The organism is Streptomyces sp. NPDC104313 (assembly GCF_055583985.1).
This window is the reverse complement of the sequence record NZ_JBVJMW010000008.1, coordinates 1-23,012: the sequence shown is the minus strand read 5'-3', so window position 1 is coordinate 23,012 and position 23,012 is coordinate 1. Positions and strand designations below refer to the sequence as shown.

Genomic DNA, 23,012 nt, shown 5'->3' with positions numbered 1-23,012 from the left:
GTTGAGTTGGCCGGAACCGTTCACCACGGGGCCGTCATGGTGGTCCATGGCAGGTCGTGGCTGTAGCCGCTCTCGCCCTCCGACGCGCTGAGAAGTCTGGCGCGCGCACCGAGGCCTCCGGTGGACCCCAAGGAGATCTGCCCGGCCGGGTGCTCGGAGCCGCCCTCGTGCGCGATCTCGCCGGACGCCTGCAGGGCCGATTCGCCGAACTGCTTCATCTCTGCCTCATCCTCTGGGTGGTGGTGGTGGTGGTGGTGGTGGTGGTGGTGGTGGTGGTGGTGGTGGTGGTGGTGATGATGATGGTGATGGTGGTCGTCGTGGTCGTGATGGTCGTCGTCGGAGCCGTGGTTCGGTCAGTGAGCTGGGCTCGGGAGCTCGGGAGCCCGGGAGGGGCGCAGGAGCAGGGCGGACCCGATCCGGTCGGGGAACCCGGCCCGCAGCAGCCCGTGCCCGATCCCCGAGAGCCCGGTGAGCAGCCCCGGGTGCGGTACGCGGCCGGGCGTCCCGCACTGGGGGCCCGCCCGGTCCGCCGAGGCGAGCAGCGTCCCGGCCCGGCGCATCCACGCGGGCCGCGCGGCGGGCAGCGCGCTGTGGCCGAGGAGTTCGAGCAGCCCCGACTCCCCGTGGCACAGGCTGTCGTCGGCGAGCGGGCCGATACCCGCCAGCTCCTCGGAGCGTGCCGCGAGCCAGCCGGACAGCTCCGGGTCCGCCAGCGCGTCGGGGCTGTCCGCGATCGCCAGCGCGATTCCGGCCACCCCACCGCACCAGGCCGGCCCGGCGGCCGTCTCGTCCGTCCGCCCGGCGCTCGCTCGGTGCGATGCTCCGGCGGTCGCGTGGGTGGCTCCGGCCGTCGCCCGGCGAAGGGCCTCCAGTCCGGCGCTCCGGTGGCGGGCTTCGCCCCCGGCCCCGGCGAGGCGCAGCAGCGCCCAGCCGATCCCCGCCGCCCCGTCGGCGAAGCCCCCGGCGTCGGGGAGCGGGGCGGCGGCGATCCGCTCGGCGCAGCGCTCGGCGCCACGCCAAGCCTCGGGGCGGCCCGTGGCACGGTGCACCGCGAGCAGCGAGACGAGCCCGCCCGCCGCACCGCCACGTACCCCGTACCCGTCCTCGGCCGCGCTCGCCGCGCAGCTCAGCCGCACGGCCGGCCCGGCCTGGTCCAGCACCTCCCGGTCGCCCAGGAGCGTTCCCACCTCGGTCAGCGCGTACGCGATGCCGCCGAGGCCCGCGAAGGCGCCGGAGCCCAGGGATCCGAGTTCGTCGGCCCGCCCGTGCAGCGCGTCCAGCAGCCCCGGGACCGGGGTGAGCGCCTCGCGGGCCGCCTCCGCGTACCGGGAGGCGCCGGTGAGCGCGGCCAGCTGCGCCAGGAAGAGGGCGGGCCCCGTGTAACCGCCCGCGAGATCCGCCGCCATCGGTGTGAGCCGCCAGTAGCGTTCGCCGAGGAGCTCAAGCCCGATCCAGTTGGTGCGGCGCTCGTGCCGGTAGGCGAGGGAGACGAGCTGGTCGCCCACCGACCGTGCGGCGGACAGCAGTTGCTCGGGCTCCGGCGCCCTCGCCGCGCTCCGCGACCGGCCGCCCGGTCCTGCCCGGTGCGGCGGCTCGGGCGAGGTGCTCACCATGGCGGCCCGGATGATCCGTTCCTGGTCCTGGCGGTCCACGGTGTCCATCGCGCGCACCTTCGCCTCGACGCGAGCCAGCCCGGTGAGGCCGGCGGGGACGGTGGGGCCGGCGTCGGCCGGGCCGCGCGGGTCCCGGCCGTGCGGGGGGCGGTCGTGCGGGGGGCGGTCGGGCGTCGCGGTCCGGTCGCGGGAGGGGCGGTCGGGCGTCGCGGTCCGGGCGGGCGAGGGCAGGTCGTGAGCCGGCCCCGGGACCGTACGGCCGGTGCCGCTCCACAGCTCCGTGCCGCCCGGCCGGGTGGCGAACACCGGCACGTCACCGCACCACAGCTCCGCGACCTCCTCGTCCTCCACTCCGGGCAGCGCGGGTACGCCCAGGAGCGGGGTGCGCAGCAGCGAGAGGACCTGGTGCCGTTCGGTGGCGTCCCGCATCAGGTCGGGGTGGGTCGACTCGTCCAGCAGCGTCGTGTACGTCCAGGTCGGCCGGGGCACGACACGCACCTCGTCCCGCGCGAAGAGCCGCAACAACCCGCCCTCGCCCAGGAGTTCGCTCCGATGCTCGCTGATCGCGGTGTATCCGGCGCGGAAGCCGCCGCACAGGGCCTCGGTGTACGCGGAGGGGTCGGCCGCCACTTTGCCCAGCCGGGGCCGGTTGGCGGATTCGGTGAACCGGCCCGCCCGCCGCACCAGCCGCATGTGATCGGTTCCGGCCTCCGCCCAGTCGGCGGTCTCGATCGGCGACGACGCGGCCCGGCCCCCGCCGATGGCGGACATGTCGAGCGCGGTGGTGTCCCCGACGAGCAACTGGGGCAGCAGGCCCACCCGGTGGACCGAGTCGTGCAGGGCCCGGGCGGCCGGGTCGGCGGACCGGGCGGGCCCCAGTGGCGGGTGGAACAGGGTCTCCACATCGACCAGCACCGGGTGCGGGCCGCAGGCGATCAGGTTCTCATGGTGCAGATCCGTACCGTCCACTGTGTGCAGCAGGGCCAGCAGCGCACCCTGGCGCCGGTAGAACTGCCGGGTCTCCGCCGCCGAGGCGCAGGGCCGCTCCTCGACGAACTCGGCCCAGCCGTACTCCCCCCGGTCCAGGACCCGCAGCACCCGCAGCTCCGGGGCGCCGGGCAGCGAACCGAACCACTCGGCCAGGGTGTTGAAGTGCCGGTGCGCCGCGAGCGGACGCGGCTTGTAGACCAGGCGGGTCCCGTCGGTGAACCGCAGCAGCATCACCGAGCGGCCCCCACGATGGCTGTCGCCCGCCCCGGCCTCGACACCGGTGAGCGCCCCGGGCCCCATGCTCCCGCCGAGCCCGCCCTCCGGGGAACCGGTCCGGTCGCCGAGCACCCCCGACGGGGCCAGCAGGTGCCGGTCGGCGGAGAGCCGCGCGGCCATCTCCGCGAAGGCGTCCCCCGCGTTCAGGCAGGCCGTCGCGAGGAGGCGGGCCAGCACGGGGTAGCCGGTGACGAGCAGGGTGAGGCCGTCGCGGCGGGCGGTCCGCCGGACGAAGTCCCGGAAGCGCTCCTTCGGCCCCTCACCGCTCAACCGGCCCAGCCGCCGGGCCTCGTGCAGTTCCGTGACGAGGGTGCGTGCCGCGATCCGGGACAGCCGACGCGTCAGCTGCCGCCGGAAGTCAGCCAGGACGGGCGAGGAGCCCTCCGCCGTCGCGTCGGCCGGTGCCGGGCCGTCCGCCGCCGGGCCGGCCGTTCGGCCGTTCCCCGGACCGCTGACCGCCGGGCCGTCCTTCGCGAGCGCGTCCCGGAGCCGCTCTGCCGCGGCCTCGACGAACGGCGCGACGACCGGCCCGAAGCCGCTGAGCCCGGGGTACGCCAGTTCGGCGACCACCACGTCACGAGGCGCCGAGTCGACGGCCTCCCGGGCGAAGACCGCCCAGTCGGGTTCGCCGGAGGGGCCGCCCCCGACGACACCGGCCAGCCACCACGGCTCTCCGGCCGCACCCACGAAGGGGGCCGGGGAGAGCGAAGAGGGGGCGGCGGAAGTAGCAGGGGCGGGGCGACGGGTCGTCCCTCTGTCGATCAGATCCTTCTCCGCCAACGCTCCGCACCTCCCCGGTCCCGGCCGGCCCCGGTCGGGCCGCCCGCGTCCATCGTGGCGGGGAGCGGGGGCGGGCACATGGGGGAGTCGCCCCCATCTTTCGCCCCCCGGCCCGCAGAAGCGGGTAACACGCGCTCCCGGAGCGCGGATTGGCGGTTTCTCATCTGCCGCTCGGAGCTGGGTTGATGCTTAATGGGGCTCCCGCGCGTGCGGGGTGAGTGACGAGTGCACGGGGGTAGCACATGGGCGCCACAGGGAACTTCGGACCGCCGTCGACACCAAATCCACCATCCGGACCACCGGCCTCGCCGCCACCGCCGCCGGTCCCTCCGTCCGGGTCGCCCTCGCAGCCCTCGCAGCCGCCGCCGCTACCGCCGCTGCCGCGTCCGGGAGGCGTCCTGGAGATCTCGGTCAGGCGCCGGATGCTCTGGATCGGAGCGGCGGCCCTGCCGCTGCACAACCTCACCCGGGTCGAGGCCATCAAGATCAAGCCCGAGCGGAACGTGATCCGCTTCCTGGTGGGCCTGGGGATCGTCGCCTTCCTCTACTCGGTGACCGACTGGGTGCCGGTTCTCCTCCTGTTGATCGGTCTGATCGTCCTTTTCGTCAAGGCGCTGATCGCACCGGAGAGGCCGGTCCTGGCCGTGGAGACGGCCGGCGGTTCCCTGGTGCTCGTGACGCTGCCGAGCGTGGACGAGCTGCGGGCGATCGCCGGGAAGATCGTCCACGCCATCGACCGGCCGGAGGCCGATTTCACGGCTCACGTGCACCAGTTGAACAACTACAACGGCCCGGTCTTCAACCAGAACGGCGCTCAGAACACAGGGATCAGGCTATGACCGAACCGACGCACCACTCGACCTACAACGGCCCCGTCTTCCACCAGAACGGCGGCCAGAACATCGGCATCAACCACGGCTATGTCGGCGCCGCACAGGACCCCGAACTCCGTGCGGCAGTGCAGGAGTTGAAGTCCCAGCTCCGCGTTCTCACCGCCCACCTCACCCCGGACCAGGCCCGCACGGTCGAGGAGACCCTGCCCGTGCTCGCCCTGGACCGCGCGGCCATGACCGAGCGCGGCCTCACCCTGGCACGGCTCGGCCAGATCACCACCGCCGTCGGCCCGGTGGCCCAGCCCGTCGCGGACGCGCTGGGGCGGTTGCTCGGCCTGCTGGGCTGAGGGCGTCGGCCCACAGGGCTCGCGGGCCCCGTGGCGCTGTCCCCGAGGGGCGGCGCCACGGGCCGGCTCACCGCCGCGGTGCCGCCGTGGACCCCCGGATCATCAGCTCGGCCGCGATGGACGCGATGCCGCCGGGCGGCGGGTTCTCCTTGCCCATCGCGAGCCGCCCGGCCCGGGCCCCCGCCTCGAAGAGCGGCAGCCGCACCGTCGTGAGGGACGGCACCGCGTCCACCGAGAACGGCAGATCGTCGAAGCCCGCGACCGAGATGTCCTCGGGGATCCGCATCCCCTGGTCCCGCACGGCCGCGCACGCGCCCAGCGCCACGGTGTCGTTGGCGGCGACGATCGCGGTCACATCCGGTGCCCTGCGCAGGAGTTCGAGGGTGGCCTCGTAGCCGGAACGCCGGTCGTAGGGGCCGTGCACGGTGAGCAGGTCCTGATCGTCCGAGCCCCGGCCCCCGTCGGCCCCGGCCCCGCCGGCCTCCAGCCCGGCGGCGCGCAGCGCCTCCCGGTGGCCCTCCAGCCGGTGCCGGGTGGTGGTGCGCTCCGGGGGCCCGGCGACGTAGCCGATCCTGCGGTGGCCGAGCGAGATCAGGTGCTCGGCGAGCCGGCGTCCGCCGCCCCGGTTGTCGAACGCGAGAGCGGCGACGAGGGCGTCCCCCTCGGGCAGCGGGGGCCGCCCGCAGAAGACGATCCGGGTGCCCGCGTCCGCGAGCTTCGTCAACTTCGCGGACATCGCGGCCTGGTGAGCGGGATCCTCCACCGCGCCGCCGGTGAGGACGACGGCGGCGGCGCGCTGGCGCTGGAGGAGCGTGAGATAGGTGAGTTCGCGCTCCGGGGAGCCCCCGGTGTTGCAGATGACGGCCAGCTTCTCGCCGCCCGCCCGTCCGGAGCCGTCCCCGGGGCCGCCGATCTGTGTCTGGGCCGCTCCCGCCATGATCCCGAAGAACGGGTCGGCGATGTCGTTGACCAGGATGCCGACCAGGTCCGAGGTGGCCGCGGCGAGCGAGCTCGCGGGCCCGTTGAGCACGTAGTCGAGGTCGTCCACCGCGCGCAGGACCCGCTCCCGGGTCGACGCCGCCACCGGGTAGTTGCCGTTCAGCACACGGGAGACGGTGGCCGGGGACACCCGGGCGCGGGCCGCCACATCCGCCAGGGTGACTGTCATCGCTGTCCTCCGTGAGATCACGTGCGGCCCCCTCTTGTCCGGCCGCTGTCGGCAGGCTAGCGTCATCTTCGATAGAAAGCGCTTGCTACGGCTGTATGGAGGGACCTTCGTGACACGCAGGACAGTGCGCATCGCCATGAACGGCGTCACGGGGCGCATGGGATACCGGCAGCACCTGGTGCGCTCGATCCTCGCGATCCGCGAGCGGGGAGGCCTGGATCTCGGCGACGGCGAGGTGCTCTGGCCCGAGCCCGTGCTCGTCGGCCGCCGCGCCCACGCCCTCAAGGAGCTCGCCGAACGGCACGGCCTGACCGAGTGGTCGACCGACCTGGACGCGGTCCTGGCGGACGACACGATCGACATCTACTTCGACGCCCAGGTCACCTCGGCCCGGGTGGAGGCGATCAAGAAGGCGATCGCGGCGGGCAAGCACGTCTACACCGAGAAGCCGACCGCCACGGACGTCGAGGGCGCCCTCGACCTGGCCCGGCTCGCCCGGGACGCGGGCATCAAGCACGGCGTCGTCCAGGACAAGATCTTCCTGCCGGGCCTGCTGAAGCTGAAGCGCCTGATCGACGGCGGCTTCTTCGGCGAGATCCTGTCCGTGCGCGGCGAGTTCGGCTACTGGGTCTTCGAGGGGGACTGGCAGGAGGCCCAGCGCCCCTCGTGGAACTACCGCGCCGAGGACGGCGGCGGCATCGTCGTCGACATGTTCCCGCACTGGGAGTACGTGCTCCACGAGCTGTTCGGCCAGGTCACCTCCGTAACGGCCCATGTACAGACCCACGTTCCGCGGCGCTGGGACGAGCGGGGAAAGCCGTACGAGGCGACCGCCGACGACGCCGCGTACGGCATCTTCCAACTGGCGGGCGGGGCCGTCGCGCAGATCAACTCCTCCTGGACGGTCCGGGTCAACCGTGACGAACTGGTCGAGTTCCAGGTCGACGGCACTCACGGTTCCGCCGTCGCCGGGCTGCGCAACTGCCGTGTCCAGCACCGCTCGTCGACTCCCAAGCCGGTCTGGAATCCGGACCTCCCGGTCACCGAGTCGTTCCGCGACCAGTGGCAGGAGATCCCGGACAACCAGGAGTTCGACAACGGCTTCAAGGCGCAGTGGGAGCTGTTCCTGCGCCATGTGGCCCTGGACGAGCCGTACGCCTGGGACCTGCTGGCCGGTGCCCGGGGCGTCCAACTGGCCGAGCTGGGGCTGAAGTCGTCCGCCGAGGGCCGCCGCTTCGACATCCCGGAGCTGACCCTGTGACCCCCGCGGCCGGTTCGCGGCACCGCAGGGAGCCGCTGACATGACGATCCACCTCCCGCAGGGCCCCTACACACCCCGCGCCACCCCCCTCGACCTCGCTCCGGGAGCGGCGGCGCCCACCTCCCGTACGGTCTTCTCGGCGGCGCACGTGGTCGCGGACCCGTTCGCGGACATCGGCCCGGACGGCCCGGCGGCCGTCGACTGGGAGTCCACGCTCGCCTTCCGCCGCCACCTGTGGGCGCACGGCCTGGGCGTCGCGGAGGCCATGGACACCGCGCAGCGCGGCATGGGCCTGGACTGGGTGGCCGCCGCCGAACTGATCCGCCGCTCGGCCGCCGAGGCGAAGGCGGTGGGCGGCAGGATCGCCTGCGGCGTGGGCACCGACCAACTGCCCGACGGCGGGTCGCCCACCCTGGCCGAGGTCACGGCGGCGTATGAACAGCAACTGGCCCTGGCCGAGGAGAACGGCGTCCAGCCGATCCTCATGGCCTCCCGCGCGCTGGCCCGCGCCGCGCGGGGCCCGGAGGACTACCTCGCCACCTACGCCCATCTCCTGCGCCAGGCCTCGGAGCCGGTGATCCTGCACTGGCTGGGCCCGATGTTCGACCCGGCCCTGGAGGGTTACTGGGGCAGCGACGGCCTCGACGAGGCCACGGACATCTTCCTCGAGGTCATCGCCGAACACCCCGACAAGGTCGACGGCATCAAGATCTCCCTCTTGGACGCGGCCCGCGAGATCGACGTCCGCCGCCGCCTCCCGGGCGGGGTGCGCTGCTACACGGGCGACGACTTCAACTACCCGGAACTCATCGCGGGCGACGAACGTGGCTTCAGTCACGCCCTGTTGGGCATCTTCGACCCGCTGGGCCCACTGGCGGCGCACGCGGTAAGGGTGCTGGACACGGGGGACGTGGACGGCTTCCGGGCCCTTCTGGACCCCACGGTCGAGCTCTCCCGCCACCTCTTCCGGCCGCCGACCCGCTTCTACAAGACGGGCGTGGTGTTCCTGGCCTGGCTCTCCGGCCATCAGGACCACTTCACGATGGTGGGCGGACTCCAGTCGGCGCGCTCGCTCCCGCATCTGGCCAAGGCGTACGAACTGGCCGACGGGCTGGGCCTGTTCCCGGACCCGGAGCTGGCAGAACACCGGATGAGCTCCCTGCTCGCGGTCCACGGAGGCGCACGATGAGCGACCACGACCTCTCCCGCCTCTCGCTCAACCAGGAGACCATCAAGCAGTGGTCGCTGCCCGAGCTGGCCGAGGGCTGCGTCAAGGCGGGCATCGGCATGGTCGGCCTGTGGCGGGCCCCGGTCCAGGAGTACGGCGTCGAGCGCACGGCGCGGCTCCTGTCGGATGCCGGGCTCACCGTCACCAGCCTCTGCCGGGGCGGCTTCTTCACCGCACTCGACCCGGCGGCCCGCGCCCGCGCCCTGGACGACAACCGGGCCGCGATCGACGAGGCGGCGGCCCTCGCCACCGACACCCTGGTCCTGGTCTCCGGCGGCCTCCCGCCCGGCAGCCGCGATCTGCACGGGGCCCGGGAGCGGGTCGCCGAGGCGCTGGCGGAACTGGCCCCGTACGCGGCGACGCGCGGCGTACGCCTGGCGATCGAGCCACTGCACCCGATGTACGCGTCCGACCGCTGCGTCGTCTCCACGCTCGGCCAGGCCCTGGACCTCGCAGAACGCTTCCCGGCCGAGCAGGTCGGCGTGGTCGTCGACACGTACCACCTCTGGTGGGACGACCGGGCGCCCGCCCAGATCGCCCGCGCGGGTGCGGGCGGGCGCATCCACTCCTTCCAGCTGGCCGACTGGATCACCCCGCTCCCGGCGGGCGTCCTGCTGGGCCGGGGCCAACTGGGCGACGGAAGCGTGGACTTCCGTGCGTTCCGCCGCCACGTGGAAGCGGCCGGCTTCGGTGGGCCGATCGAGGTGGAGATCTTCAACGAGGCGTTGTGGGCCCGTGACGGGGCGGAGGCGCTGGCGGAAGTGGCGGACCGCTACGTACGACATGCCTGCTGAGAGACCTGCGCCAAGGCTTGAGTAAAGAGATCGTAAAGGGCTGCAACCTTTGCGTACCCTCTCGTGTCACACAGGGCGTCGGGACTTCCGGGGAGGGGTCCGGGGGGAGCGGGAAGCCCGACGGGAGGGGAAAGCGAGGGGGGTCCGGCCGCGATTGGGCCGGGCCCCATTCCGCCTTTCCGGCTCCGCTGCCGTTGTCGCCATGACGGAGAGCGCGGCGGCAACCTGGCCCGAATCCCCCTGGCCGGCCCCGGGGCGGCAGCCGTCCCCGGTGCCCTGCACCGCCGGTGGGCCTCGCCCGACCGGGCGAGGGGGATCAGCTCCGCAGTTCGGCGAGCCTGGACAGGGTGTCGGTGGCGGCGTCTCGTTCCTCGGCCCCGAGGCGGACCGCCGCAGCCTCTTCGAGCAGCGCCGCCGCCCGCTCCACGTCTCCCGTCCGCTGGGCGATGTCACCGCGCAGGACGAGCAGCCGCAGCTTCTGCACCGGAGTCGGGTGCTCGTCCGCCAGCCCCAGCGCCCGGTCGATGATCTTCGCGGCGCCCGGCAGGTCCTGCTTGGAGTCCGCGAAGAGGTCCGCCATGTGCAGCGCGCGGGCGAAGGTCTCCTTCGGTGCGGGCCGGTGGCTCTGGTCCTCGCTGATCGGCTGTCCGATCCGGACCGTGTTCCCGGTCGGGTCGGTCATCAGGAACTGCCGTACCCCGTACGACATGTCCTTCAGCGGACCGATGCGCGGCAACCCCCGGGCCGGGATGCGCCCGTACGCGGCCTTGAGCCCCGCCCGGAACGCCGTATGCAGGCCGTCGACGTCCTCGGTGAGGACGTAGCACCCGGAGTGGGAGGACGCGGGGTCGTAGTCCTTCATGCCGTACAGCTGGAGCTCGACCGACCCCCGCTCGACGACCGCGTACGCGTACGGGCTCTTCTGCAGGTACGTCGTCTCGAAGCCCAGGGCGGAGTAGAAGTCGACGGTGGTCTCGATCAGCGAGGTCCGGCAGGGCAGCATCGGAATGGTCGTCTCGGTCATCCGATCAGCGTAGTCAAATTTGAATACTATGGCTAGCGCGCTGCGCTGATCGCCCGTGGTCGCGACCCCCAAGGGGTGAAAATTCTCGCCGCGGCGACGTGTTCGCGCAGGTGAGGCGTAGCGTCACAGGTCTAGACCGAATGTCCTCTTTACGCCCCTCCCTGTCCGTGCGTTACTCATGACATGTTCATGGCGTCCGTTTATCGGATGCCAGGGAACTCTTCCCCGTCAACGTGCCCGGAGGTGGCCATGCCCGCGTACCGTTCTCCGTTCCGTCGGCTCAAGAGATCCGGACGGGCTCTGCCGGCGGCAGCTCTCGGCAGTGCCGCGGCGCTGATCCTGACCGGCACGGGCACGGCCGCCGCCGCGCCACCCGCACCCGACGAGCCGGTCCGGTCCGGACAGGCGTGGATGGGGGCGGGCACCCGCATCGAGCAGGGCCCCGCTTCCTCGGCGGCGGGCGGCGTGAAACCGATGGACACCAGCGGCGTCCAGGGCATCGACGTCTCCCATTGGCAGGGGGCCATCAACTGGGGCTCGGTGAAGGCCGCGGGCATCGACTTCGCCTACATGAAGGCCACCGAGGGCACGTCCTTCAAGGACAGCGGCTTCAGCGCGAACTACACCGGCTCCTACAACGCCGGTCTGATCCGGGGGGCCTACCACTTCGCCCGCCCCGACGTCTCCAACGGGGCCACGCAGGCAGGCTACTTCGCGAGCAACGGCGGAGGATGGTCCAAGGACGGCAAGACCCTGCCCGGGGTGCTGGACATCGAGCACAATCCGTACGGCGCCATGTGCTACGGCCTGTCCACGACGCAGATGCGCACCTGGGTCAACGAGTTCCACGCCACGTACAAGGCGCGTACCACCCGGGACGTCGTGATCTACACGACGGCGAGCTGGTGGAACACCTGCACCGGCGGCTGGACCGGCATGGCCGCCAAGTCGCCCCTCTGGGTAGCACATTGGGGAACCAGCAGCCCGACCATCCCCAGCGGCTTCCCCACCTGGACGATCTGGCAGTACTCGGCCACGGGGCGGGTCGCCGGAGTCACCGGTGACGTGGACCGCAACAAGTTCAACGGCTCCGTGGCCCGCCTCCAGGCGCTCGCCAACAACACGGCCTAGCGGCTCCGCCCTTCGTGGTGGCCGGGTGAGCCCGTCAGCGACCCACCCGGCCCCCCGCGACCACCAGCCTCATGCACCACCACCACAACCGGCGCCGCGCGTCCCCCCACACCAGGAGTTCGCTGTGAACCATCCGCAGCCGTCCCGTCGCCACGTCCTCCTCGCCGGTGCCGGCGGTCTGGCCGCCGTCGCCCTACCGGGCACGGCCCACGCTCTCGACGTCGTCGAACCGGACATCGACGACACGTCCCGGTGGAAGGCCCGGCCGCCGCGGAGCCCGGTCGGGCTGGTGGGGAAGCGGCCGACGATGATCGTCGTGCACCACACGGTCAGCGCCAACACCTCCGACATCTCCCGCACCCAGGCCCACCGCCACGCCCACTGGGTCCAGGAACTGCACCTGGACAAGAACGGCTGGACCGACACCGGCTACCACTTCCTCGTCAGCCGGGGCGGCTGGATCACCGAGGGCCGCCACCAGAGCCTGAGCACGCTGCGGAGCGGCAGGGACTTCGTGCTGGGCGCGCACACCTCCGGTCAGAACGGGGCGGCCATCGGCATCGCCAACGAGGGTGCGTACCACGACGGCGCACAGCCGCCGCGCGCCCAGTGGGAGGTCCTGGTGGCGCTCTGTGCGTACACCTGCCGCCAGTACGGCATCGCGCCGAGCCGCATCTACGGGCACAAGGACTTCGGCGACACCCTCTGCCCGGGAGTACTGCACGACAAGCTGCCGCAGCTGCGCAGCGAGGTCGCGGCGAGCACGGGCTGAGCGCGGGGCGACTCGGCAGGTCGTAGCGATGTGCCGACGAGGTGCGGCGCCCGGGGACGGCGGGGGCGATCATGACAGCGGCCCCGTCAGGTCGGGGACCGTGACGGGGCCGCCGGGGGAGCGGTGTGTCAGGCGGAGAGCGCGCCGGCCTTCACAGCGGCGACGAAGGACGACCAGCCGTGTGCGGAGAAGACGACGGCGGGGCCCCCGGGGGCCTTGCTGTCGCGGACGGGGACGGCGGGGTGGCCGTCCGCGACTTCAAGGCAGTCGGCGTTGGCCCCGCCGCTGTAGCTGGACTTGCGCCATGCGGTGAGGGACACGCCGTCATGGGTGGGCTCGGTGGTGTGCATGTTCATGCTCCTTCGCGATGCTTCGGCGTACGCTGACGGGTTTTCCGTGGGTCAGGCGGAGAGATCGCCGTGCTTGAGGGCTGTGACGAACTGAGCCCAGTCCTGGTGGGTGAAGGACAGTGCGGGGCCGCCCGCCGCCTTGCTGTCGCGTACGGGGACGGAGGCGTGGCCGCGAGCGACTTCAAGGCACTCGCCCTGGTCCCCGCCGCTGTGGCTGGACTTGAACCAGCCCGCGAGGGTGGACGCGTCCCTGATCCTCCGCCTACTGCTGACCATGTTCGTGCTCCTCCGCTGCGGCCCGCACACGGGCCACCGATTCTTGATGCGACAATGCATCGCCCAGGGCGAGATCGTAGGCCGTGCGGCTGGACGTCACCAAGCGCGGATCATCCATCAAGTTGCCTGTCTGAAAGCCCTCGACATACGCCACCGGTGCCGAGTCCGCGAAGCTCATCAGCGTCAGCAGGCTCTGCTGGAGGGAGTGGGCCCCAGCCTCGAACGGCAGCACGTGCAACCGCAGTCGTCCCACCTCCGCCATGTCCGCGATCTTCCGCAGCTGTCGGGCCATCACCTGCGGGCCGCCGACCCGTCGCCGCAGCACCGCTTCGTCCAGCAGTGTCCACATCACCGGGTTCATCGGACCGTCCAGGAGACGAGCGCGTTCTGTTCGAATGACAACGTCCTGGTCAACCTCCTCCTGGCGATGGTTGGGTCGGTAGGCCTGGAACAGGGCCCGTGCGTAGTCGTCCGTCTGCAACAGGCCCGGAACGAGTGTCAGCGCGAACTGCTGGATGAGCACCGCCTGCTGCTCCAACTCCGCCACGGCCGCGAAGTGATCGTTGTACTTCGTCTCCAGGTCCTCCAGCCACCGGGCAAAGAACCCGTCCGTCCCCAGAGCCCGGTCGATCCGCTGGGCGTCATCCGGACTAGGCAGCCGCCGCCCCGCTTCCCAGTGGCTGATGAGCGTCGGCGAACAGACGACCTGCTCGGCCAGCGCCTCCTGTGTCATTTCGGCGGCAAGGCGGCGCAGCCGCAGCTCGTCGCCGTACTTCTGCCGTGCCGTACGCGGCTTGCCGTTCGCTTTCATCCGTACCCAACTCCTCGACCTGACCAGCGTGCTGTCATGCCCGACCCCCTGGAAGCGTAGCGACTTGCGACCTCACTCTGTGATGGATTCGCTACGGAAAGAAGCGAAGCCCGAACGTCGACGCACTCCGGAAGGCAGGCCCCATGAAGCACGCCCTGGCCCGGCTCCTGAAGCCGCTCCTGCGCTTGCTGATCCCCGCACCGCGCCAACGGCACCCGCTGGACACGTACGCGTACGTCCACCCCTACTCCTGCGACTACGTCGGCGGCCCGACCGGCTACCGCACCGGTGAACGGCCTCCGCGCGGTGAGGACAGCCCGCTGGTGCGCCCGTACTTCGTGGCGCACGAACGGCAGGTGGCCGAGGAGCACGCGGCCCAGGAGCGTGCCGTCGAGGCGAGGCGACGGCGTATCCGTCGCGGGGGACTGCTGGTCGCCGTGCGCGGCGTGGACGTCGCTCAGGTGCGGGGGGCCGTGGCGTGAGCACGGACAGCGAACTCACCGAGGCCCGGACGGTGCGGCTGCTGCCGTGGACGGGCGCCGACGGGAAACCCTGCTACGTCCTGGGGGACGGCACCGGGCGTGTGTCGCGGATGGCCGACGACGTGGAGGACATCCAGCTCGACATGGCGGAGGAACTGCTCGGCCACGCCGCCGATCTGCTGGCCGACGACGGGACCACCGGGCCGCAGATCCGCTTTCTCGCCGACCGGCTGACCGAGTCGCTGCGCCAGGTCGTGCGCGTCGCGGAGAGCCGTGGCGCACGGCTCGACGCGACGCACGACGGACGCGAGGAGCACGGCGGCCTACTCCGCGCCGACGGCCCGGAGTAGGCTCCTGGAGATGCATGCGCTGCTGCCGTATCTGATCATGACCGGCTGCCTCGCGGTGGTGGTGAGCGCCTTCGCGTGGCTGGCTTCACGCATCCGCCGACGGGGTCTCGCGGGCAGTGCCATGAGCGCTGCTCTGGCCTCCTACGAGGAGGCGTTCCGCATCACGGCTCACGAGTCGCACGTCGAGGTCCAGGAACAGGCACGACGCAAGGCGCCGCTCCTGTCGCCCGACGATCACTGGGAGCGGAGGCCAGGAGCGGCCGGACAGGCCCGGGGAGCGAAGACCGGGCCGGTACGGCGACGTCCACGGCGGGGAGTTCGTCGCTGGGCCGACCGGATCAGGACCCGTCGGAGCCGGCCGCCCGGTCCGCCTCAGTCGAACAGCGCCACCAGCCCGTAGACCCACACCGCGAGGAAGGCGACCGCGACCAGGAGGGCGCCGGCGTCCGCCAGGACGTCGCGGAGCCCGCCGCGCTCCGGCAGGTCTCCCCGTATCCCCACCAGTTCGTCCCAGCCGACCGGTCGGCGCAGGTAGTCCGACGCGGCTGCGCGTACGTCGGCCAGTCGCTCGGCGGCGAACGGCGTCGGGGCGTCTGCCTCCGTGCCTCGCCAGGCGACGGCCCGCATCCGGCGCACGGAATTGACGTACCGCTCCTCGAAGGCCGCCGTCTCGTCCGGGGCACGGTCCTCCTCCAGGTACATCCAGCGGCCGGCCTCCGCCGCGTCGCCGTACAGGCGGTAGACGGCGGCCAGTCGGCGGCGGGGTTCCGGTTCGTGCGGGTAGGAGGAGACCAGTCCGCGCAGACGCTGCCTCGCCACCGGTATACGTCCGGCGGCGAGGTCCGCGTCCACGCGGGCCAGGGTGTCGTTCAGGGGCATGCGGTCATCATGGGGGCGGGGGAGTGGTGTCGGCGACCGAGTTGTTCATACCGGACGGGTACTCGAGCGCGCAGGGGTGCCGGTGGGCGAACCCGGTTGTGTATCCGACCGGTTCGGGCCCGGCCGGCCCTTCGTCCTCGGCGACATGAACAACGTCGCCGCCAGCGCCAGGAGCAGCAGCCCCGCGCAGACGTACCCGGAGACCTGGACGCCGACCGCCATCGCCTCGCGGGCCGCCTCCGCCGCCGATGCCGTACGGGGCTCCGATGCGAGGGTCTCGATCACCGATCCGGCACTGTCCGTCACGACCCCGCCGATCCGTTCCGCTTCGTCCGTCGCGACGCCGTCCCGGGTGAGCCGGTCGGTCATCCCGGAGGCCAGGGTGCTGAAGAACAGGGTGGTCAGGAGGGCGATGCCGAGGGCGGACCCCAGCTCGCGGGCGGCGCTCTGGATGCCCGACGCCTGGCCTCCGCTCCGTTCCGGTATGTCCACGAGGACGATGTTGGTGACCTGCGCCGTGGCGAAGCCGACGCCGATCCCGTAGACGAACAGCGCGATGACGATGAGCCACCAGGAGCTGTCCGTGGACGCGATCAGGGCCAGCATCGTCAGCCCGGCGGCCTCCAGCACCAGGCCGATCCTGACCTGGGCGAGCGCGGAGACGGTCGAGGCCATCGGGAAGCTCGCCCCGGAGGCGGCGAAGCTTCCGACGGCCAGGGCGACGAGGGCGAGACCGGCCTCGAACGCGGTGTACCCGAGGGCGAACTGGAGCCAGAGCGGCAGCACCGCGATGATGCCGAACTCGCCGAGGCCCACCATCAGCGTGACGAAGTTGCCGTTGCGGAACGAGCGGATGGAGAACAGCCCCACGTCCATCAGCGGCTCGTCGCCCGCTCGGCTCAGCACCGTCTGCCTGCGCCAGAACGCGCCCAGCGCCAGAACGGACAGGAGCAGGGCGGCGAACACGGGTGAGAGCCCGCCGGACCAGGAGAAGCCGCCGATCTCCAGCGGCTCCGTCGTCATCAGCCAGCCATGGGTACGCCCCTCGATCAGGACGAAGGAGGCAAGGCCCAGGCCCGTCGCCGACAGCACCGCGCCGACGCCGTCGATACGGCCCCGGGTGCGGGGCGACGCGTCCAGGTACCGCAGCACCCCCACCACGATGAGGGCGACCAGCGGGATGTTGATGCCGAAGGCCCACCGCCAGGAGATGTCGGCGAGCCGGCCGCCCAGCAGCGGGCCCACGGCCGCCGCCGCCCCGATGGTCGAGCCCCACACGGCGAACGCCTGGCCGCGCGCCCGGCCCGTGAACGTGGCGTTCAGCAGGGCCAGCGAGGTGGGCAGCATCATCGCCCCGCCGACGCCCTGGGCGAACCGGGCGAGGATCAGGAGGCCGCCGCTGGAGGCCAGTGCGGCCAGCAGGCTCGTCACGCCGAAGACGGCGAGCCCCAGCAGGAAGATCCGGCGTGCGCCGTACAGGTCGCTGAAGCGCCCGGTGACCAGGAGGAGCGCCGCGAACGTGATCGCGTACGACTCCTGGATCCACTGGGCCTCGGATGAACCGATGGAGAGGTCCTCGATGATCGGCGCGAGGATCACGTTGACGATCGTCAGGTCGACGACGATCAGCGCCACGCCGAGCGCCACGGCGACGAGGCCGAGCCACTGGCGTGTTGTGGGTGGGGTTTCCGCTGGTTCGGGCACAGTGTTCGACTCCCGTGATTGCTTTGCGGCAAAGGTAGATAGCTTTGCCGCAAAGGTAAATGTGACGGGGTAGGTTGTCAAAGCAGGTGGTGGGAGACGTGGCCGGAGGCCTCGCGGCGGATCCGGCGGAGAAAGAGGGGCAGCACCGATGACGAACGGGAACGGGGCCAGGGGGAACGGCACGGCGGACGCGGACTCCGGGGCCGGCCGCGAAGCCGTGCGCGTCGACCGCGTGATGGACGGGCTGCGCGCCTTCGGGGCCGACTACACCGAGTTCACCCGCCGCTTCGCGACCTGGCTCGGGCTGCACTCCACCGATGCCGTCGCCCTCGTCGAGATCCTCTACGCCGAGGACCAGGGCAAACCGCTGTCACCGGCCAGGCTCAGCGAGCGCGTCTCGCTCTCCTCCGGCGCGACCGCCATCCTCCTCAAGCGGCTCGAACAGGCGGGGCATGTCGTCCGCACCCGCGAGAGCGCCGACCGCCGGGTGGTGACCCTGCGCAGCAGCCCCGACATCCGGCCGAGGGCCATCGCGTTCTTCGGTCCCTACTCCGAGCGGATGGCCGAGGCGATGGCGGCCTACTCGCCGCAGGAGATCCAGCACTTCGAGGAGTTCCTCGGCAGGCTGACCTCGACCATGGACACCCTGCTGGCGAACGAGTACCGGGACGGCGGGCCCGGCCCCCGCACCCCCTGACGGGATCCGGCCGACGGGATCCGGACCGGCCGCTGCCCTGGGCTGTACCCCGCACCCCGCACCCCGCACCCCGCACCCCGCACTTCGCACACCGCAGCGAGGTGTGGGGGTGTGAATTGCCCTGTCAGTGCCACCCGGTAGCGTCGGGTCATGTCCAACATGGCCGTCCTCGAAGGGGTCCTGGAGCGGATCACCTACGCCAACGAGGAGAACGGGTACACGGTCGCCCGCGTCGACACCGGACGCGGAGCCGGGGACCTCCTCACCGTCGTCGGCGCGCTGCTCGGCGCGCAGGTCGGCGAGTCGCTGCGGATGGAGGGCCGTTGGGGCTCGCACTCCCAGTACGGCAAGCAGTTCACGGTGGAGAACTACACCACCGTGCTGCCCGCCACCATCCAGGGCATCCGCCGCTATCTCGGCTCCGGGCTGATCAAGGGCATCGGGCCGGTGATGGCCGACCGGATCACCATCCACTTCGGCGTCGACACCCTCGACATCATCGAGCAGGAGCCGAAGCGCCTCGTCGAGGTCCCCGGCCTCGGCCCCAAGCGCACGAAGATGATCGCGGCCGCCTGGGAGGAACAGAAGGCGATCAAGGAGGTCATGGTCTTCCTCCAGGGCGTCGGCGTCTCCACCTCCATCGCCGTCCGCATCTACAAGAAGTACGAGGACGCCTCGATCTCCGTCGTCAGGAACCAGCCCTACCGGCTGGCCGCCGACGTCTGGGGCATCGGCTTCCTCACCGCCGACAGGATCGCCCAGGCCGTCGGCATCCCGCACGACAGCCCCGAGCGGGTCAAGGCCGGCCTCCAGTACGCCCTGTCCCAGTCCTCCGACCAAGGGCACTGCTACCTCCCCGAGGAGCGGCTCATCGCGGACGGCGTCAAGCTGCTCCAGGTCGACACCGGGCTGGTCATCGAGTGCCTGGCCGAGCTGGCAGCCGACCCGGAGGGCGTCGTGCGGGAGAAGGTGCCGTCCCCCGAGGGCGGCGAACCGGTCACGGCCATCTACCTGGTCCCCTTCCACCGGGCCGAGCTGTCCCTCGCCGGGCAGGTGCGCCGCCTGCTGAACACCGGTGAGGACCGCATGCCGGCCTTCGGGGACGTGGACTGGGACAAGGCCCTGGCCTGGCTCGCCACCCGCACGGGGACCGTTCTGGCGCCCGAGCAGGAGCAGGCCGTACGGCTCGCGCTCAGCCGGAAGGTGGCCGTTCTGACCGGGGGCCCCGGCTGCGGGAAGTCGTTCACCGTACGGTCCATCGTCGAGCTGGCCCGGGCCAAGCGGGCCAAGGTCGTGCTGGCCGCGCCCACCGGCCGGGCCGCCAAACGGCTCGCCGAGCTGACCGGGGCCGAGGCGTCCACCGTGCACCGGCTCCTGGAGCTGAGGCCGGGCGGGGACGCGGCCTACGACCGCGACCGCCCGCTGGACGCGGATCTGGTCGTCGTGGACGAGGCGTCGATGCTCGATCTGCTGCTCGCCAACAAGCTCGTGAAGGCGGTGGCACCCGGTGCCCATCTCCTCCTCGTGGGTGACGTCGACCAACTTCCCTCGGTCGGCGCGGGGGAGGTGCTGAGCGATCTGCTCGCTGAGGGCGGCCCGGTCCCCGCCGTCCGGCTCACCCGGATCTTCCGCCAGGCCCAGCAGTCCGGCGTCGTGACCAACGCGCACCGGATCAATGCGGGCAAAACCCCACTCACCGAGGGGATGAGCGACTTCTTCCTCTTCGTCGAGGAGGAGACGGAGGACGCCGGTAAGCTCGCCGTCGATGTGGCGGCCCGTCGCATTCCGGCCAAGTTCGGCCTCGATCCACGCCGGGACGTGCAGGTTCTCGCCCCGATGCACCGAGGCCCCGCCGGTGCGGGCCATCTGAACGGACTGCTCCAGCAGGCCATCACCCCGGCCCGCCCCGACCTCCCCGAGAAGCGGTTCGGCGGCCGGGTCTTCCGGGTCGGCGACAAGGTCACCCAGATCCGCAATAACTACGACAAGGGCGAGAACGGCGTCTTCAACGGCACGGTCGGCGTCGTCACCGGCCTTGACCTGGACGAACAGAAGCTCACGGTCCGCACCGACGAGGACGAGGAGATCGGCTACGACTTCGACGAGCTGGACGAGCTGGCCCACGCGTACGCCATGACCATCCACCGCTCCCAGGGCAGCGAGTATCCGGCCGTCGTCATCCCCGTCACCACCAGCGCCTGGATGATGCTCCAGCGCAACCTGCTCTACACGGCCGTGACGAGGGCCAAGAAGCTGGTGGTCCTGGTCGGGTCCCGTAAGGCGATCGGCCAGGCGGTCCGCACGGTTTCCGCAGGAAGACGCTGTACAGCGCTGGATTTCCGGCTCCGGGGCGGCTCCGGAGAAGACTTCGCGTGACCCGTGCGCAAAAATGATCGATCAAACCGGTGGCAAACATCACGGAGGTCTTCCGGAACCGTAGCCAAGGGGGCAGGATGAGTAAATTGGCGGCACTCAGTGCCGCCAGTAGGTCCAATGGACGACCCCGAGTGCACTCTCCTGAGCCGAATGGGGGAGGGTGGAAGACAGTCAGGGCACCTCGAAGAAGAGGCACTACGTCGGTGAGGGATGACGTGAGCGAGCACACCAACAACGCTGTAGTACTGCGGTACGGCGACGACGAGTACACCTATCCGGTGATCGACAGCGCCGTCGGCGACAAGGGCTTCGACATCGGGAAGCTCCGGGCCAATACCGGCCTGGTGACGCTGGACAGCGGATACGGCAACACCGCCGCCTATAAATCCGCCGTCACGTACCTCGACGGTGAGCAGGGCATTCTGCGCTACCGCGGATACCCGATCGAGCAGCTCGCCGAGCGCTCGTCGTTCCTCGAGGTCGCGTACACGCTGATCAACGGCGATCTGCCGAAGGTCGACGAGCTGGCGACCTTCAAGAACGAGATCACCCAGCACACGCTGCTGCACGAGGACGTCAAGCGGTTCTTCGACGGCTTCCCGCGCGACGCCCACCCGATGGCCATGCTGTCCTCGGTCGTCAGCGCGCTGTCCACGTTCTACCAGGACAGCCACAACCCGTTCGACGAGCAGCAGCGTCACCTCTCGACGATCCGCCTCCTGGCGAAGCTCCCGACGATCGCGGCGTACGCCTACAAGAAGTCGATCGGGCACCCCTTCGTCTACCCGCGCAACGACCTCGGGTACGTCGAGAACTTCCTGCGCATGACCTTCTCGGTCCCCGCCCAGGAGTACGAGCTGGACCCGGTCGTCGTCTCGGCGCTGGACAAGCTGCTCATCCTGCACGCGGACCACGAGCAGAACTGTTCGACCTCCACCGTGCGTCTGGTCGGCTCCTCGCAGGCGAACATGTTCGCCTCGATCTCCGCCGGCATCTCGGCGCTCTGGGGCCCCCTGCACGGTGGCGCCAACCAGTCGGTGCTGGAGATGCTGGAAGGCATCCAGGCCAACGGCGGCGACGTCGACTCCTTCATCCGCAAGGTGAAGAACAAGGAGGACGGCGTCCGCCTGATGGGCTTCGGCCACCGGGTGTACAAGTCGTTCGACCCGCGCGCCAAGATCATCAAGGCCGCGGCCCACGATGTGCTGTCCGCGCTCGGCAAGTCCGACGAGCTGCTCGACATCGCGCTCAAGCTGGAGGACCACGCGCTCTCCGACGAGTACTTCGTCTCGCGCAACCTCTACCCCAACGTGGACTTCTACACCGGTCTGATCTACCGGGCCATGGGCTTCCCGACCGAGATGTTCACCGTGCTCTTCGCGCTCGGCCGCCTTCCCGGCTGGATCGCCCAGTGGCACGAGATGATCAAGGAGCCGGGTTCCCGCATCGGCCGCCCGCGTCAGATCTACACCGGCGAGGTCCTGCGCGACTTCGTCCCGGTCGAGGGCCGCTGACCCGGATCCGGTACCGCTGGATCCCGCGCGGAGGTCGCTGAACCGGACCTCGTACCGCCGGATCTGGTACCGCCGGACCTCGTACCACCGGATCCGGTGCCACTGGATCCCGTACCGCCCGTAGTGCCCGGCCTCTTCGGCCGACTGCCTTCGCCCCGCGTACCGCGCTTCGCACAGAGCGCGGTGTCCGGGGCGATTCGGCGTTGTACGGGGCGCTCATGGCCCAGGTGGACCGGTGCCGGTGCCGGTGCTGGGCTCGTGCGCCGATGGGACGGGCCGCTGATCGAACGGGCCGGAAAGCGAGAAACACCCCGCCGCCGATCCCCCCACGGGTCGACGGTCGGGGCGTTTCCCATATCCCGGAGCGGATTCCCCCCACGGGATCCGGCCGGGCGTCTGTAGGGAGCCAGGGCTCCCGTTGTTCTGTTGTGTTCCCTTGTGCTGCGGTCCGCCGGGGTACGTACGCACGGGAGGGCCGCTCAAAGCTCCCCGGTGCACGTGCCCCGGCAAACGCTTGCCACAGGAGCGTCCCCCAAGACACTCCATCGGACGTCCCCCAAGACATCCTTGGCTCGCACTCTAAGACTCGTGAACCCACCGGATGGTTACCCTGAAACCGGTGTGATCTAAATCTCTTTGTGGAAGTTACGTGAAGGCACGCAACCGTAGACTGTTCGTGACGACGAACACGGACGAAAACGCCATGGCGGCGCCCGCGATCATAGGGTTGAGCAGGCCACTTGCAGCCAGGGGCAAGGCCGCGACGTTGTACCCGAAGGCCCAGAAGAGGTTGCCCCTGATGGTGGCCAGCGTACGCCTGGAGAGGCGGATTGCGTCAGCCGTCACCTTGAGATCTCCACGAACCAGTGTGAGGTCGCTCGCTTCGATCGCCGCGTCCGTCCCGGTGCCCATCGCCAGTCCCAGGTCTGCCGTGGCGAGGGCGGCGGCGTCGTTGACCCCGTCGCCGACCATGGCGACGACCCGACCCTCGGCCTGAAGGCGCTTCACGACGTTCACCTTGTCCTCGGGAAGCACCTCCGCGTGGACCTCGTCGATGCCCACCTCACGGGCCACGGCCTCCGCCACCGCCCGGTTGTCGCCGGTCAGCAGCACGGGCTTCAACCCCAGGGCACGCAACTCGCTCACGGCGGCCGCACTGCTGTCCTTGACCGCGTCCGCCACCCCGAACACGCCCCGCGCCTGGCCGTCCCAGGCGACGGTGATCGCGGTGCGTCCGGCGGTCTCGGCGGCTTTCTTCGCTTCGGCGAGGTGGGTGGGGAGGTGGATCTCCCACTCGGCCAGGAGTTGTTCGCGTCCGACGAGGACGGCGTGGCCTTCGACGATGCCCTGGACGCC

Annotated in this window: 23 protein-coding genes; 13 read left to right on the top strand and 10 right to left on the bottom strand. The window is 71.1% G+C overall.

What is annotated here, in order from left to right:
* Window positions 1–20: 20 nt before the first annotated feature.
* Together ACZ60Q_RS19885 and ACZ60Q_RS19880 are read right to left on the bottom strand one after the other, a co-directional pair.
* Window positions 21–218 (bottom strand): hypothetical protein, encoded by a 198-nt coding sequence (locus tag ACZ60Q_RS19885; protein ID WP_469636021.1) that lies wholly within the window; start codon window positions 216–218, stop codon window positions 21–23.
* A gap of 135 nt (window positions 219–353) precedes the next feature.
* Window positions 354–3,659, bottom strand: coding sequence for a type 2 lanthipeptide synthetase LanM family protein (locus ACZ60Q_RS19880; RefSeq protein ID WP_469636018.1), 3,306 nt, complete (start codon window positions 3,657–3,659; stop codon window positions 354–356).
* A gap of 377 nt (window positions 3,660–4,036) precedes the next feature.
* Here ACZ60Q_RS19880 and ACZ60Q_RS19875 point away from each other — a divergent pair, with 377 nt between their 5' ends.
* Both ACZ60Q_RS19875 and ACZ60Q_RS19870 read left to right on the top strand, forming a co-directional pair.
* Entirely contained in the window at window positions 4,037–4,498 is a 462-nt protein-coding gene (locus ACZ60Q_RS19875) for a DUF6232 family protein (protein WP_469636797.1), read from the top strand.
* Window positions 4,495–4,839, top strand: coding sequence for a hypothetical protein (locus ACZ60Q_RS19870; protein WP_469636015.1), 345 nt, complete (start codon window positions 4,495–4,497; stop codon window positions 4,837–4,839). Before ACZ60Q_RS19875 ends, ACZ60Q_RS19870 begins: the two co-directional genes overlap by 4 nt.
* Window positions 4,840–4,906: 67 nt before the next feature.
* Here the strand turns inward: ACZ60Q_RS19870 and ACZ60Q_RS19865 are convergent, their stop codons facing one another.
* Entirely contained in the window at window positions 4,907–6,007 is a 1,101-nt protein-coding gene (locus tag ACZ60Q_RS19865) for a LacI family DNA-binding transcriptional regulator (protein ID WP_469636012.1), read from the bottom strand.
* Between the two features lie 109 nt (window positions 6,008–6,116).
* Between ACZ60Q_RS19865 and ACZ60Q_RS19860 the strand changes: the two genes are divergently transcribed.
* Genes ACZ60Q_RS19860 through ACZ60Q_RS19850 form a run of 3 tightly spaced genes read left to right on the top strand, consistent with a single transcriptional unit; the run spans window position 6,117 to window position 9,290 of the window.
* The gene (locus ACZ60Q_RS19860; RefSeq protein ID WP_469636009.1) at window positions 6,117–7,268 is read left to right on the top strand and encodes a Gfo/Idh/MocA family protein; all 1,152 of its coding nucleotides are present in this window, start codon (window positions 6,117–6,119) and stop codon (window positions 7,266–7,268) included.
* A gap of 40 nt (window positions 7,269–7,308) precedes the next feature.
* Complete coding sequence (locus ACZ60Q_RS19855) at window positions 7,309–8,457, top strand: dihydrodipicolinate synthase family protein (protein WP_469636007.1); 1,149 nt, start codon at window positions 7,309–7,311, stop codon at window positions 8,455–8,457.
* A complete protein-coding gene (locus ACZ60Q_RS19850; RefSeq protein WP_469636004.1) occupies window positions 8,454–9,290 on the top strand; it encodes a sugar phosphate isomerase/epimerase family protein in 837 nt (278 codons plus the stop codon). The genes ACZ60Q_RS19855 and ACZ60Q_RS19850 overlap by 4 nt, the downstream gene beginning before the upstream one ends.
* Window positions 9,291–9,606: 316 nt before the next feature.
* On the opposite strand, the gene ACZ60Q_RS19845 is transcribed toward ACZ60Q_RS19850, so the two are convergent.
* Window positions 9,607–10,314 (bottom strand): bleomycin resistance protein, encoded by a 708-nt coding sequence (locus ACZ60Q_RS19845; RefSeq protein WP_469636001.1) that lies wholly within the window; start codon window positions 10,312–10,314, stop codon window positions 9,607–9,609.
* Between the two features lie 249 nt (window positions 10,315–10,563).
* On the opposite strand from ACZ60Q_RS19845, the gene ACZ60Q_RS19840 reads away from it, so the two are divergent.
* Complete coding sequence (locus ACZ60Q_RS19840; protein ID WP_469635999.1) at window positions 10,564–11,445, top strand: lysozyme; 882 nt, start codon at window positions 10,564–10,566, stop codon at window positions 11,443–11,445.
* Window positions 11,446–11,569: 124 nt separating this feature from the next.
* On the top strand, window positions 11,570–12,217 hold the full coding sequence (locus ACZ60Q_RS19835; RefSeq protein WP_469635996.1) for a peptidoglycan recognition protein family protein: 648 nt from the start codon (window positions 11,570–11,572) through the stop codon (window positions 12,215–12,217).
* Window positions 12,218–12,345: 128 nt separating this feature from the next.
* On the opposite strand, the gene ACZ60Q_RS19830 is transcribed toward ACZ60Q_RS19835, so the two are convergent.
* From ACZ60Q_RS19830 to ACZ60Q_RS19820, 3 genes are read right to left on the bottom strand one after another with little or no spacing between them, the layout of a single operon-like run.
* Window positions 12,346–12,567, bottom strand: a complete 222-nt coding sequence (locus ACZ60Q_RS19830; protein WP_469635993.1) for a DUF397 domain-containing protein — start codon at window positions 12,565–12,567, stop codon at window positions 12,346–12,348.
* A 51-nt stretch (window positions 12,568–12,618) separates the two neighbouring features.
* Window positions 12,619–12,843 (bottom strand): DUF397 domain-containing protein, encoded by a 225-nt coding sequence (locus tag ACZ60Q_RS19825; protein ID WP_469635991.1) that lies wholly within the window; start codon window positions 12,841–12,843, stop codon window positions 12,619–12,621.
* Window positions 12,830–13,654: a helix-turn-helix domain-containing protein gene (locus ACZ60Q_RS19820; protein WP_469635988.1), complete on the bottom strand. Its 825-nt coding sequence runs from the start codon at window positions 13,652–13,654 to the stop codon at window positions 12,830–12,832. The genes ACZ60Q_RS19825 and ACZ60Q_RS19820 overlap by 14 nt, the downstream gene beginning before the upstream one ends.
* A 143-nt stretch (window positions 13,655–13,797) precedes the next feature.
* Here ACZ60Q_RS19820 and ACZ60Q_RS19815 point away from each other — a divergent pair, with 143 nt between their 5' ends.
* From ACZ60Q_RS19815 to ACZ60Q_RS19805, 3 genes are read left to right on the top strand one after another with little or no spacing between them, the layout of a single operon-like run.
* Complete coding sequence (locus ACZ60Q_RS19815; protein ID WP_469635985.1) at window positions 13,798–14,136, top strand: hypothetical protein; 339 nt, start codon at window positions 13,798–13,800, stop codon at window positions 14,134–14,136.
* Complete coding sequence (locus ACZ60Q_RS19810; RefSeq protein ID WP_469635983.1) at window positions 14,133–14,486, top strand: hypothetical protein; 354 nt, start codon at window positions 14,133–14,135, stop codon at window positions 14,484–14,486. Before ACZ60Q_RS19815 ends, ACZ60Q_RS19810 begins: the two co-directional genes overlap by 4 nt.
* A gap of 10 nt (window positions 14,487–14,496) precedes the next feature.
* Window positions 14,497–14,886 carry a hypothetical protein gene (locus tag ACZ60Q_RS19805; protein WP_469635980.1) on the top strand — a complete coding sequence of 130 codons (390 nt, stop codon included), beginning with the start codon at window positions 14,497–14,499 and terminating at the stop codon, window positions 14,884–14,886.
* Here the strand turns inward: ACZ60Q_RS19805 and ACZ60Q_RS19800 are convergent.
* Both ACZ60Q_RS19800 and ACZ60Q_RS19795 read right to left on the bottom strand, forming a co-directional pair.
* Window positions 14,859–15,365, bottom strand: coding sequence for a DUF6584 family protein (locus ACZ60Q_RS19800; RefSeq protein ID WP_469635978.1), 507 nt, complete (start codon window positions 15,363–15,365; stop codon window positions 14,859–14,861). The genes ACZ60Q_RS19805 and ACZ60Q_RS19800 overlap by 28 nt on opposite strands.
* 45 nt (window positions 15,366–15,410) lie before the next feature.
* The gene (locus tag ACZ60Q_RS19795) at window positions 15,411–17,069 is read right to left on the bottom strand and encodes an MFS transporter (RefSeq protein WP_469635976.1); all 1,659 of its coding nucleotides are present in this window, start codon (window positions 17,067–17,069) and stop codon (window positions 15,411–15,413) included.
* A 148-nt stretch (window positions 17,070–17,217) separates the two neighbouring features.
* Between ACZ60Q_RS19795 and ACZ60Q_RS19790 the strand changes: the two genes are divergently transcribed.
* The 3 genes from ACZ60Q_RS19790 to ACZ60Q_RS19780 all read left to right on the top strand — a co-directional run bounded on the left by ACZ60Q_RS19790 (window position 17,218) and on the right by ACZ60Q_RS19780 (window position 21,656).
* Window positions 17,218–17,766, top strand: coding sequence for a MarR family winged helix-turn-helix transcriptional regulator (locus tag ACZ60Q_RS19790; RefSeq protein WP_469635973.1), 549 nt, complete (start codon window positions 17,218–17,220; stop codon window positions 17,764–17,766).
* A gap of 150 nt (window positions 17,767–17,916) precedes the next feature.
* Window positions 17,917–20,142 carry an SF1B family DNA helicase RecD2 gene (recD2, locus tag ACZ60Q_RS19785; RefSeq protein ID WP_469635970.1) on the top strand — a complete coding sequence of 742 codons (2,226 nt, stop codon included), beginning with the start codon at window positions 17,917–17,919 and terminating at the stop codon, window positions 20,140–20,142.
* A gap of 215 nt (window positions 20,143–20,357) precedes the next feature.
* On the top strand, window positions 20,358–21,656 hold the full coding sequence (locus tag ACZ60Q_RS19780; protein ID WP_469635967.1) for a citrate synthase: 1,299 nt from the start codon (window positions 20,358–20,360) through the stop codon (window positions 21,654–21,656).
* Between the two features lie 645 nt (window positions 21,657–22,301).
* Here the strand turns inward: ACZ60Q_RS19780 and ACZ60Q_RS19775 are convergent.
* Window positions 22,302–23,012: HAD-IC family P-type ATPase (locus ACZ60Q_RS19775; RefSeq protein WP_469635964.1), on the bottom strand; the 711-nt coding region annotated here is incomplete at its 5' end.